Origin of the sequence: Halomicronema hongdechloris C2206, from assembly GCF_002075285.3 — a bacterium.
Classification (GTDB): domain Bacteria; phylum Cyanobacteriota; class Cyanobacteriia; order Phormidesmidales; family Phormidesmidaceae; genus Halomicronema_B; species Halomicronema_B hongdechloris.
Window position 1 is genome coordinate 4,827,665 of sequence record NZ_CP021983.2, and the last position, 12,149, is coordinate 4,839,813.

The 12,149-nt window shown below is 51.4% G+C and carries 9 protein-coding genes; 6 read left to right on the forward strand and 3 right to left on the reverse strand.

Translation table 11 applies throughout. The features are described 5' to 3' along the window. Nucleotides 1-12 precede the first annotated feature (12 nt). Complete coding sequence (gene psbD / locus XM38_RS21995) at nt 13-1,071, forward strand: photosystem II D2 protein (photosystem q(a) protein) (protein WP_080808099.1); 1,059 nt, start codon at nt 13-15, stop codon at nt 1,069-1,071. Next, complete coding sequence (gene psbC / locus XM38_RS22000; RefSeq protein WP_187329502.1) at nt 1,055-2,437, forward strand: photosystem II reaction center protein CP43; 1,383 nt, start codon at nt 1,055-1,057, stop codon at nt 2,435-2,437. Before psbD ends, psbC begins: the two co-directional genes overlap by 17 nt. Nucleotides 2,438-2,687: 250 nt before the next feature. On the opposite strand, the gene XM38_RS22005 is transcribed toward psbC, so the two are convergent. Further along, nucleotides 2,688-6,122: a hypothetical protein gene (locus tag XM38_RS22005; RefSeq protein WP_187329503.1), complete on the reverse strand. Its 3,435-nt coding sequence runs from the start codon at nt 6,120-6,122 to the stop codon at nt 2,688-2,690. Between the two features lie 778 nt (nt 6,123-6,900). Between XM38_RS22005 and XM38_RS22010 the strand changes: the two genes are divergently transcribed. The 3 genes from XM38_RS22010 to XM38_RS22020 all read left to right on the forward strand — a co-directional run bounded on the left by XM38_RS22010 (nt 6,901) and on the right by XM38_RS22020 (nt 8,959). Continuing rightward, complete coding sequence (locus XM38_RS22010; RefSeq protein WP_187329504.1) at nt 6,901-7,218, forward strand: DUF4359 domain-containing protein; 318 nt, start codon at nt 6,901-6,903, stop codon at nt 7,216-7,218. A 142-nt stretch (nt 7,219-7,360) separates the two neighbouring features. Further along, complete coding sequence (locus XM38_RS22015) at nt 7,361-8,557, forward strand: protein kinase domain-containing protein (RefSeq protein ID WP_187329505.1); 1,197 nt, start codon at nt 7,361-7,363, stop codon at nt 8,555-8,557. Nucleotides 8,558-8,605: 48 nt separating this feature from the next. Beyond that, the gene (locus tag XM38_RS22020) at nt 8,606-8,959 is read left to right on the forward strand and encodes a hypothetical protein (protein ID WP_080813364.1); all 354 of its coding nucleotides are present in this window, start codon (nt 8,606-8,608) and stop codon (nt 8,957-8,959) included. Nucleotides 8,960-9,180: 221 nt separating this feature from the next. On the opposite strand, the gene XM38_RS22025 is transcribed toward XM38_RS22020, so the two are convergent. Together XM38_RS22025 and XM38_RS22030 are read right to left on the reverse strand one after the other, a co-directional pair. Then, nucleotides 9,181-9,993: an RDD family protein gene (locus XM38_RS22025; RefSeq protein ID WP_080813363.1), complete on the reverse strand. Its 813-nt coding sequence runs from the start codon at nt 9,991-9,993 to the stop codon at nt 9,181-9,183. Nucleotides 9,994-9,998: 5 nt separating this feature from the next. Further along, a complete protein-coding gene (locus tag XM38_RS22030; protein WP_080813361.1) occupies nt 9,999-10,898 on the reverse strand; it encodes a hypothetical protein in 900 nt (299 codons plus the stop codon). Between the two features lie 73 nt (nt 10,899-10,971). Here XM38_RS22030 and XM38_RS22035 point away from each other — a divergent pair, with 73 nt between their 5' ends. Next, a complete protein-coding gene (locus tag XM38_RS22035; RefSeq protein WP_080813359.1) occupies nt 10,972-11,973 on the forward strand; it encodes a stage II sporulation protein M in 1,002 nt (333 codons plus the stop codon). Nucleotides 11,974-12,149: the final 176 nt, after the last annotated feature.

Here is a 12,149-nt window from a genome sequence, read left to right on the forward strand (position 1 = left end):
AGAGGATTTGACATGACCATAGCAATGGGACGCGCGCAAGCTCAGCGAGGATGGTTCGACGTTCTCGATGACTGGCTGAAGCGCGATCGCTTTGTGTTTATCGGTTGGTCTGGCCTACTGCTGTTCCCCTGCGCCTACCTGGCGATTGGGGGCTGGCTGACCGGTACCACCTTCGTCACCTCGTGGTATACCCACGGGTTAGCCTCCAGTTACCTGGAAGGCTGTAACTTTTTGACCGTAGCCATCTCCACCCCCCCCGACAGCATGGGGCATTCGCTGCTGCTGCTGTGGGGACCTGAGGCCCAAGGCGACTTTGTGCGCTGGTGTCAGATCGGTGGTCTATGGACCTTCACGGCCCTGCATGGCGCTTTTGGTCTCATCGGCTTCATGCTGCGTCAGTTTGAGGTTGCTCGTCTAGTGGGCCTGCGGCCCTACAACGCCATTGCCTTCTCCGCCCCGATTGCGGTATTTGTCTCGGTCTTTTTAATGTACCCGCTGGGGCAATCCAGCTGGTTCTTCGCCCCCAGCTTTGGCGTGGCAGCCATTTTCCGCTTTCTGCTGTTCTTCCAAGGGTTCCATAACTGGACCTTGAACCCGTTCCACATGATGGGGGTGGCTGGAGTGTTAGGCGGCGCCCTGTTGTGTGCCATTCACGGTGCCACCGTCGAGAACACCCTGTTCAAGGATGGGGAGAACGCCAACACGTTCCGTGCCTTTGAGCCGACCCAAGCGGAAGAGACCTACTCAATGGTGACGGCAAACCGATTCTGGTCTCAGATTTTCGGGATTGCCTTCTCCAACAAGCGCTGGCTGCACTTCTTCATGTTGTTTGTGCCAGTGACTGGTTTGTGGATGGCCTCAGTCGGTGTCGTGGGGTTAGCGGTAAACCTGCGGGCCTATGACTTTGTGTCGCAGGAGATACGAGCTGCCGAAGACCCTGAGTTCGAGACGTTCTACACCAAGAATATTCTGCTGAACGAAGGCATCCGGGCTTGGATGGCGCCCACTGACCAACCCCATCAGAAGTTTGTATTCCCAGAAGAGGTACTGCCCCGTGGTAACGCTCTCTAGTAACACGTTCATTACTGGGCGTGACCAGGAATCCACTGGTTTTGCCTGGTGGGCTGGTAACGCCCGTTTGATTAACTTGTCTGGTAAGTTGTTGGGTGCCCATGTCGCCCATGCCGGTCTGATTGTGTTTTGGGCCGGAGCCATGACTCTGTTTGAGGTGGCTCACTTTATCCCTGAGAAGCCTCTCTACGAGCAAGGTTTTATCCTGATCCCTCACCTGGCCACCCTAGGTTGGGGTGTGGGTCCTGGTGGTGAAATCATAGACACCTTCCCCTACTTCGTCGTTGGCGTGCTGCACTTGGTGTCTTCTGCCGTATTAGGGCTTGGGGGCATCTACCACGCCGTACGTGGCCCTGAGACGTTGGAAGAATATTCCGCGTTCTTCGGCTATGACTGGAAAGATAAGAACAAGATGACCACTATCATCGGTATCCACTTGGTCCTGCTGGGATGTGGAGCGCTGTTGCTGGTGCTAAAAGCTTGTGTATTTGGTGGAGTCTATGACTCTTGGGCTCCTGGCGGTGGAGATGTGCGGATCATCACCAACCCCACCCTGAATCCAGCCAAGATCTTAGGCTATCTGACCGATACTCCCTTTGGGGGTAAGGGCTGGATCATCGGTGTCGACAACATGGAAGACATCATCGGGGGTCATATCTGGATTGCCCTTATCTGCATTGCTGGCGGTGTTTGGCATATTCTGACTAAGCCCTTCGGCTGGGCTCGTCGAGCTCTAATCTGGTCTGGAGAGGCCTATCTTTCCTACAGCTTGGGGGCGCTCTCTCTGATGGGTTTCATTGCCGCTTTCTATGTTTGGTTCAACAACACTGCCTATCCCAGTGAATTCTACGGACCGACTAATGCGGAAGCTTCCCAGGCCCAAGCCTTTACCTTCCTAGTGCGTGATATGCGCTTAGGGGCTAACATCGGCGCCGCTCAAGGCCCCACCGGACTGGGTAAATATTTGATGCGCTCTCCCACTGGCGAGATCATCTTCGGGGGTGAGACCATGCGCTTCTGGGACTTTAAAGGTCCTTGGCTAGAACCCTTGCGGGGTCCCAATGGTCTAGATCTCGATAAGATTCAGAACGACGTTCAAAATTGGCAAGTACGGCGTGCGGCTGAGTACATGACTCACGCCCCTAACGCCTCCATCAACTCCGTGGGTGGCATTATCACTGAGATCAACTCAGTGAACTTCGTGAACCCCCGGCAGTGGCTAGCCACTTCTCACTTCGTTCTTGCCTTCTTCTTCCTGGTTGGTCACCTTTGGCACGCCGGTCGGGCTCGGGCTTCGGCAGCCGGGTTTGAGAAGGGCATCGAGCGTGAGACAGAACCCGTGCTGGCCATGGGCGATATCGACTAAGCGCTAGCTTTGGTCCTGAAAATACCTTCGCACAGCCTCGGCCTAAGACGCCGGGGCTGTTTTCTTTAGGCGGCTGTCAATAACTCCACTAAATCGGCTTTCTTTAACTTTGATATTCCCTCTTGACTCAGTATTCTGGGCAAGGGCAGCATGACCCGGAATTAAATGCGATCGCACTGTTAGCCGTCGACCAAGACCTTGCTCTCTCAACCGATGGCCCTCCTTACAGCAGTTCTCGATCCAGTAGGCCCTAACTCATATGTAGACGAAAGAAAAGTTCTCTGATCAGATAGTTACGTCTCGTCTCGATGGAGATGTCTGAATCATCAGAATTGCGGTAGCTCAATATTGTGTGTTTTGCCTGCTCTAAATAACCGGCGATATGTCCGTTATAACGCTTCTGTCTACGGATAAGTGCTCTGAGGTGATTTGAGTCTTCTAGAAGTTGAGCACTGTACAGTTTAGCAAGCAGCACCTCAGCGTTATTATTCAGAGATATACACTCTTCCGGCTCTGCCGTATAGGCACATAACACCATAGAGGCAGCTGCAAATACTTTTCCTAAATCAGCGATTTCGGTAATCCGACGCGGGTATAAGTCACGAATAGACCTTACTTCTGGAGGAATATCCATAGAAACTTCCTCCTCGGCATCATCACTATTCAGCACTCGACTAATGTAAAATAGGCGTTCCCTATCTCGCTTGTCTTTTCGAATTCTGCACCCTTCTTCTGCAATTCCCCAAGCCATGTTGAATAAACGAATCGAATGCTGTAATTTGGCTCGCCAATCAATGTCTTCTTCCGGTGACGAAATTTCCTCTTCTGTGGATGAGTTCTCTAAGCTAAACTCCTCAGAGTCGTTACTGCATAACATATATAGACCACGGGCAAAAAATAAGTAGCATGCATTGCTTCCAAATAGATATATTGTCCGCTCAGGATGATTGGGAGATAACTTCGGTAAGCGTTCTGGATCAATGGCCAGCAATGACATATCTAGTGCTAGCAACCCCTGCAAGTGGCGACTTGATGAATCTTGTTGATTTCCCCGAAATTCAAAGATGGCCGGGATCTTCTGTATAAGGTAGAAGCCAAATTTATCCTGATCATCTCTAGGAAGTCCGCTTTTCTCTTTGATCTGATAATAGTATCGCCTACCAGCATCGGCATAGCTAATGAGGGCGTGATTTCTTAGTGTCCTAGCCCATTTGAGACAGCTCTCAGGCGAGAGATTGCCTAGCTGTCTAGACGATCTAAGGTCTTCTGGCTCAGCATAAGCCGCGATCAAATGCACCCAACATTGCATGGCGGCATAACAGGCATAGACCTCGCCTTCCCCATTGGCAGCCCCGTAGAGTCTAGCCTTTTCTGTCAGATAGATACGGCCCCAATGAATCGAGGCTTCTATCCGGGTTCGGCCGAAGGTATTATCAGTGGGTAGGTGCTCATTATCTAGTGGCACAAGCTGAGGGAAAAATAACATCAGTTTGGCCCTCAGAGAGGCAATTTTTCCTAATAAAAGGTAGTGTGGGTGGAAAATTCCTTGAGAAACCTCATTAATAGCAACATATTTCCCCAAGCGGATACGAACGTGAGTGTGAGCCTGATTGAGTACTTCCCATGCTCGCAGAACAAGTCCTTCACGATTGACATTGCTAGGACAACCAGGCGGTAAATAATGATCTGAAGTATCCGCTGTGTCATACAGATAGTAATACTCTGCCAAGCACAACAAATAGCGAATGATTAATGCTCCTGAAAAAATCTCGAAGTTGTCGAGTTCAGGTCGATTAATGTTGAGCCCCTGATTGACAAAATCATCTAATACTCTTAAGCGTTTTAAGTGTCTATAGGCTTGACGATAAAGCCCTTCGGCAAGTAACGCTTCTGTAATCGATAGGCAAGCATCAAAATAAATATAAGGGTCTGTTCTCTGAAGCAGAACATCACCAGAGTTGGGGGGTAATATTTGCTCATATATAAGCCCAATCATAGCCAAGGAGGAAAAAGGATAACCTCCCAACCGATTCCAAGCGTCTTTTAATGCAATATGACGTTCAGTACGTTGGCAAAGATGTTGAATATAAGTGTTGGGCGAAACCCCGGAATTACGAATGGCCTGTAGCCTAGCGTGCAAGGCCGATTGAGCCTGAGAGATAATAAAGTCGAAGCCGCAATAGTCCCCATGGCCTATAGGATCGGCGAAGGAAAACTCTTCATAGACCCCTAACTTTGTAGAGCTGCCGGATTGTAGTGCCTGAGCTACCGTTTCCTTTTTGCAGAGTTTGACTAAGCTGTGAGCCCACACAGGAGAAGCGACATCATCTTGAATAATTTTTTGGGTAGATATAATGTCATGGCCAATCGGAAAATAATCTTTTAGACATGGAATATCCGATAATAGAGCAGAATTAATGACTTTAATCACATGGGACAACGTGCCGCCAACACCAGTGCTGCGGATAGAAAAGTCGATGCGACGGCTATTCTGACTCGCCAACTTGCGGAAAATAGGTGCGACCGCCGGTGAGTAGTCCTTAGGCACCTTGACGTAGAATTCAGCAATGATTTCGGTGGCTTCTTGGGAGGCTAGTTCATAGTCACCTGGCCCCGGCAGTTCTGAGGCCGCATTATGCAACAGGGTTTGGTCTAACTGGCGCAGGACTGGATGTAAGAGAGGAGGGTAGGGACCATCAAATTGCTGTAACCCCTCGAGTTCTCTGTCAGCAAAGGGTAGAGGACCACATGGCTTGATCGAAATACGTTTCAGATATACCGGAAACTGGTCGGTTAAGCGCTCATTGGCAACAACAGTTTGAGCAAGCTTGGTGACAAATGCAGGCTGCAAGTACTTACGCGCATAGGCGTTGACCACGATGTCGCTATTGGCGATCGGGCTTACTTGATTACCACTTCGAGTCAGTAGTCGGCGAATTTCCCGCTGGGCCTTTCGAGTCAAAGTCCTAACAGTACTTTCCTTTCCAGGTGAAATGTCATTGTTAGTACCTCTATCCGATCGCTCTGGCAGGTATTCGAGTGTCTGCCTAACTACTCGAGCGACCAAATCATCCACCTTCTCGAGGGTATCTAACGGCTCATTACTATCTCCAAAGTTTAATCCAACGGCAGCTCTGTAGACCTGAAAGAGCATCTCATGATTTTCTAGATCTCCTGTGGTCTGTAAAATCAGCAGGGCCCTTCTCAATAGGGTGAGGCCGTCTGTTGAAGGAAGATTAAGGGCTTTGCGCTCATCAGGGGTAAGGTCAACAAGTTTGTATAGAACTGTCAGGACATCCTCTGGTGTCAGAGCTCGGTTGTAAGGCTCTTCGTGAGCCTGATAAGCTTCCCGTAGACTCTGATTAAGCGCATTCAGCATCTCGACTACACTACCTGTAGTGGCCTTGCCGAGTTTGCCGAGTTGTTCTTGCTTAATCTCCCAGGCCACTTCCTCCTGTAACAGCTGGCTGATTATTCTACGAAGATCTCTATTGCCCAACCTGTTTGCGATCGCAGATGCATTAGGCTCTCCCCCAGCCTTTTGCTGCATGGCTAAACATGCACACAAGTGATGGAAAAGATAGACTAGACGCTGCTCATCAGCGCATTGGCCTAGGGTCATTTCTAGTCGGTAACGAGAGTTTTCCAGAATTCTGAAGGAGATCTTGGATGAAAATGCCAGCATTCCCCCCAAAATCCTGATAAGAGTTTCTCACGTTTGCTGGGACTGGGTGTGCTTTAAATCACAAAAAATCGGAGAGATCTGAAATTTTGAATTATTCGATACAGAAATTTTGGTAAATTCTAGACCACCACCTTGAGGCGATGCCAGTGGTTGAGCTGCCATACCTTATCTGGCAAGAAAATGTGATTGCCCTAAGAATAAGGTTAGGACTGAAGAAGCCAGCAATGCCGGGCCAGCTTCTTCAGTTTCCATTACACCGCCGGAGACTATGTCTCAACGGTTCTAAGAGTCTACCCAGAATCAGGGGAGAGTGTCACTAGTACACAGTAACTTTTGTCATCTCCTCATATGCCTGAGTCAGATCTTCAGAGCGTGATCATATTCTCCGGTGTTCATACTCCACACAGAACTCCAGGAGAGCAGGTCAATGAAACACCCGTTATGACCACGAGCTGATTGACTAACAGCACTCCAATAGCCAGTGGCTAGACGTCGCGCCTGTGCAGCTAGGTGAAAAACCTTGTGACCAATCATCTTGGCAAGTTGTTTTCAGAGTCTCCTGGGTTGACTCCAGGCCAGTTAGGCCATCTCTAGCACTCTTGCCTCTGTCATGGAGTCGCTCAACATCACAGGCTTGTGATGAACATTAGCCCTATTTGATTTTGGAGCCATTGCAATGGTTATCAAACCCTATGACCATTTTGTCTTGAAAAGCCCTCGACATACCAAAAAAGTAGCAAAGAAACGTCTATTTACTGGGATGCTTTTAGGCTTTATAGTGGCAACTTTAGCCCTCACCAATCCCTACAGTAAGACACAATATGTAAAAACGGTGTCTAGACGGGCCCATGACAGCTGGTGTAGTCATCCCGAGGGGGAGTTTTGCGAAATGATTGCCCCGATGACCCGCCCCCTCTTACAACAACTCCTCTATCACTCTACTCAAGTCCAGAACTATTGGGTTTTCAGCCGATTTCATACCCAGGTGGCGTGCTATGACGTTTTTGGAATTGGCCTAGGGGGACAGTACATCATTTGGGTGGTACCAGACAGAGATCCTCCCATTTGCCATCCTTTCCATGCCTTTCAACAATAGCCACGTCATCGCCATCGGGTGCAGCTTAAAGACTGATTGTCTCGGTTAATTACACCCTCGTAAACGGAGAACGTTGACGGTTATGCAATGTATCTTCAAACCTGCCCATCACTATAAAAGACTCCAGCTGCTGGGGAGAAAGTTGCAAGACAAGTCGGCGACCTACCTTGCCGTTGATGTCACTACTGACACCGTGGTTGTGCTGAAGCAACTGCAGCCATCGAGCCTATCCTTACTAGGGCCAGATAGTCCCAGATTAGAGACGTTGTTCAGCCTTAAGCATCCCGGAATCGCTGCCTATAAAGCCATTTGCAGAAAGGGAGAATATACCTATCTAGTGCGTGCTTATATAGACGCTAGGAGTTTAGCGAGTCGACGGAGCTTTCGCCCTGAGGAGATCAAAGCAGTTGCGATTAGCTTACTCGAAGTATTGGCAGATTTTCAGGTTCAAATACCAATGATTATTCATGGCAACATCAAACCTGAAAATATCTTCTTTCGACCGTTATCAAATGGCAAGTTGTCACTTATTTTGACCGACTTTGATCTGGCTGTATCGCACCGATATCCTTCCTCATTTGAACCGGCCAGGGCAGGAACCTTGGGATTCACCCCCCGTGAGCAAATGCTGGGAGAGCCTAGGCCTGCTTCCGATAACTATGCTGTGGGAGCGGTTTTGTTGAGTTTGCTAAGTGGGACGCCCACCCATCAAATGGATACCTTGACCGATGCCGACAACCCCTATCGGTATCGCAGTCAAGACATTCTATGGCAGCCGCATACAACGATTAGCTCGCAGTTTCTGTCTTGGTTAGATCGCATGCTAGATCCTAACCCAGACCATCGGTTTCCCGATGCTCGTACTGCGCTGCAGGCATTACTGCCGCTCAGACTGATTGCCAGAGCCCGAGCTAGCCTGAGTCATTCCCAAATTCGATTAGAGGCCCCGACATTAGGGGCCCAATTACAGGACGTCATTCGGGTCAGTAATTTAAGGCCTGATGCGGTTTTGCAAGGGCAATGGCACATAACCCCTCGGCCCTATGACCCCTGTGACTGGATTGATATCCATCCGACTTACTTGGCTGGCAATGAAACAACCACGGTGGTATCTGTAGATACCCGGCGACTGCAGGCTAAGACAACCTACGTGCGAGAACTTATTCTTCAGTCTAATAGTGAGCAACCCATCATTGCCGTGTCGCTATGCATCACGACGGCAGACCTAACACTGCCCTCACGACCGTTGCCACTCTGGCATCTGATTGGACTGCTGGTCAGTAGTACCTTTTTGCCAGTGACTATGGTGATTTTGCTTCGTGCACTGAACAAGGGATAGTCACTGATGACATCTCTACTTTAGTGTTGCTAATCGGGAGATAAGCTAATGCATCAAATTAGAACTTATTTCATAGGAATGATGGTCTTGGCAAGTGGCATCATTATCTATAACCTTTGGCACTTTTTGCTGTTTACAGCTGTATTTGGAGTCACGCTATATCTTTGCACTGTAGTTGCTCATAAGATGAAGCAGAATAGCTTTGGCTACAGTCGTGCCGTATTAGTACCACTAGCGGTCGCATTTACGGGAGTCAGCCTTGGGATAGCTCTGTGCGGCTCGCCGATGCTCATTCCCGTGGGGGGCTTCCCCCTCTTAAGCTTGATTATCTACCCCAAAGTTCAGCACTGGCGGCTGGTTGCTAACTATAAGCGCAATGCTCCATATTTGATTCAACCCTAAGGGGCATAATCCAGATGGTCACTACTCCAACGATGATTCAAGGATGATAAGAAATTTAAGGGCTTGAATCACTGAACGTTGCGACTTCCTTCCTAGCTTCTCGTTTCTCTTTCCCCAAGCCCCGCTTGCCCCAACAGGTGTTGCATGGTCATGGTTAAATTGGTGAAATGCTCATTGGTAAGGGTGCGATCGCACATCAAGTTGCCAGAGTTCCATCGCAGTCACCACGACGACCGGTGGTTCCGCCCTCGACCATACTGGCGCTGATAGGCCCAGTAGAGGGCTTCTAAAAAGGTCTCGGCAGTCATCTCCTGGGGGAGGGTCTCTAGACAGATGCGCTGGCGCAGACTGCGAGCAAGTTCCATACTCAATTGGTTGCGAGCCGAAGTGACTAGGCCCTGGCGTCGTTGCAGAAACTCCCGCAGCAGGGCAAAGTCATCTGGATCTAGGCGTGCCAGATCCCCCTGTTGCATCAGGGCGGCGGCGATGGAACGGAGCTTATCAGTGAAGGGAATACCCGGCGGCGTTGTCGGCAGATCTGTTTGCACCACCAGGGTACCGGCTAGCCAGTCGCCCAGGCGTTTTTCCCGGGCCCCAAACATAATCAAAAAATAGCCCAGGAAGAGGACATCATCCACCGGGCGCAGCAGCGATCGCAACGTGGCTTGAAACAGTCGGGCCGGTTGGGCATCATCACGAATGACTCGAATATTGACCAGTCGCTTACCAGGAGACCGGCCATACCAAAGGGTCTCGAAGCCGACGAAATAACCGACATAGAGGGCGAAGCTCACCACCAGAAAGATGGCGATCAGCCAAAGCTCCAACGTCTCGGTCTCGGTGCCCAGAAACACCCCCATCAGGGCCAGTTGATCGATCAGCACCAGATAGATGAGCTGAAGTAGCAACAAGAATATCGCCAGCAGCAGGTAATCGACCAGTAGGGCAATGGCCCGATTGCCGATGCCAGCTAAGACAAACTCCAACTCAACGCTTTCGGGGGTGGTGATAGTAACCGACTTGAGCAACTTCATTGACTTCAGCGACCCAGATCTTCAACAACGCCTGCTCTCAAGTTCTGTCGACCGGTGCGCAAGCCAAAGTCCAACCCCTCCCGGCGGCAGCGCAGATCGTAGTAAAGTACTGCCTTCATCGCCTGCCACAGGGGCGATAGCAGAATGTTCACCACGATTATGACGCCGATAAACCCAACCAGAGTGGCCAGAACCCAAAGGGCGAAGGGGATTGGATCGATGGGCAGGGTCTGTGCCGATTGGATCAGCGAGGGCACCAGCACCAGCAAGGGCAAGCAAGCCAGGATAAACAGTGGCGTACTGATCAAGTAGGCGGCCAAAATCACTCCCTGAATCCGCAGGATACTGCCCCGGGTCAGGGTCCAGCTGCGGCCGAAACATTGGGTAGCATCGGTGCTCCGCTCCATGGCCAGGGCAATATCGTAGACGAATAGTCGCGACTGCACCCAGATCTGTCCCACAAAGATGATCACTTGCGACAAGAACTGCAGCAGCAGGGCGAACACCCCGGCAATGGCACTGTCCCCAAACAGCCCCGCCAACCCCATCAATACTGGCAAGAGACTCAGGGAAATTCCGAAGGAGAGGGTCATATTGACCGTCACCAACAGTAGGAAATGCAGAATCCCGGCTCCTAGGAAACTCCACAGCCGCGGTTGCAGCACCCGAAAGGTCTCAGCGGGGCGCTCGGGTTGGTCGAGGAGATGTCGAAATCCCAGCCGGGATAGTTGCGCCAAGGTGGTTAAACTACGGGCCCAGCCATAGATCGGGATCAACCACCACAGAGCCGCCTGTAGGGCCAAGCCCAGATATTGCCGAAAATGAGTCCGGTACAGCTGCAATGCCGCATTGATGACATTACCAATGCTAAGGGGACGGCGATAGAGACTGGCCAAGGAGGTCATGGACTACACTGGGGAATCGCCCACCAGCCTATCCTAGGCATCCGACTCTGACCCAACATTTTTGGCAAATGTCATGAACATTCGGCGATGGATGGCGCGACGGGAAGGCAGTTGGCAACAATTGGCAGTGCTCTTGCACCAGGCGGAACGGCGTGGGCTCAGGTCGCTCAGTGGTGAACAGGTGCGGCAGTTGGCCAGCCTCTACCGCTCGGTATCTGCCGATCTGGCTCGAGCCCGTAGCGAGGCCGGGGGGGAATCTCTGGTGCAGGAGCTGCAGCAGCTGACGAATCGGGCCTATAGCCAGATCTATCAGGGGTCACGGCGACAGGAGTGGCAATCGGTGTGGGCCTTCTACAGCCATGGCTTTCCGGCCGTGGTGCGGCAGAGCTGGGCCTACCTTCTAGGGGCGGCTGGATTGCTGATCGGTGGCGGGCTCATCGGCGGTTGGCTGGCTTGGTATGATCCTCGCTTCATGGGCCTGGTGCTGGGTCCCGACTTCGTGGCCCAGGTGAATGACAGCCAGGAACTCTGGACCGTTTCTATTCTTGGGGTAGAGCCGGTGGCCTCCAGTGCCATCATGGTGAACAACATCGCCGTCTCCCTGCGGGCCATCGTGGGGGGGGTGAGCATGCCCTGGCCGGGGAACGTCATTCCCATGCCACCGGGGCTGTTTACGATTTATTTGCTGGGCTTCAATGGCGTCATGTTAGGGGCGGTGGGAGCCTTGGTGGCCCAGGCCAATCTGGCCTATGAGCTCTGGGGATTCGTGTTTCCCCATGGGGCCTTGGAACTGCCTGCGATCGCATTGGCCGGAGCCGCCGGATTACTGTTGGCCCGTTCCATCCTGATGCCGGTTCCCTATCGTCGCATCGACGCCCTTAAGATCTACGGCCTACAGGCCGCCCAGCTGGTCTACGGTCTGGTGCCGATGCTGGTGATCGCTGGCGTGATTGAGGGCTTCATTTCACCGCAACCCTGGATCGCCAACGAGATCAAATATCTGTTAGGCACGGGGATATTTGTTGGGTTTGTGCAGTATTGTCGCCGGGCGGGAAGGGGGAAGGGGGAAGAGTGACGGGTGACGAGTGACGAGTGACGAGTGACGAGTGACGAGAAGGAAGGCCCCACGGGTTGATGAGTTTTGAGTTTTGAGTTTTGAGTGAGTGAATGTTTTGGCTCCCTGTCAAACGGTGGATGGGCGGGCGAGTAGGCCGATAGCGGATAGAGGGTAAGGGGACAGGGTAGGGGCGC

Excerpts from the sequence above, each read along its gene's own strand:
- XM38_RS22035 (WP_080813359.1), top strand. The coding sequence starts at position 10,972 with ATGAACATTCGGCGATGGATGGCGCGACGGGAAGGCAGTTGGCAACAA.
- psbD (WP_080808099.1), top strand. The coding sequence starts at position 13 with ATGACCATAGCAATGGGACGCGCGCAAGCTCAGCGAGGATGGTTCGAC.
- XM38_RS22005 (WP_187329503.1), bottom strand. The coding sequence starts at position 6,122 with ATGCTGGCATTTTCATCCAAGATCTCCTTCAGAATTCTGGAAAACTCT.
- XM38_RS22025 (WP_080813363.1), bottom strand. The coding sequence starts at position 9,993 with ATGAAGTTGCTCAAGTCGGTTACTATCACCACCCCCGAAAGCGTTGAG.
- XM38_RS22020 (WP_080813364.1), top strand. The coding sequence starts at position 8,606 with ATGCATCAAATTAGAACTTATTTCATAGGAATGATGGTCTTGGCAAGT.
- XM38_RS22030 (WP_080813361.1), bottom strand. The coding sequence starts at position 10,898 with ATGACCTCCTTGGCCAGTCTCTATCGCCGTCCCCTTAGCATTGGTAAT.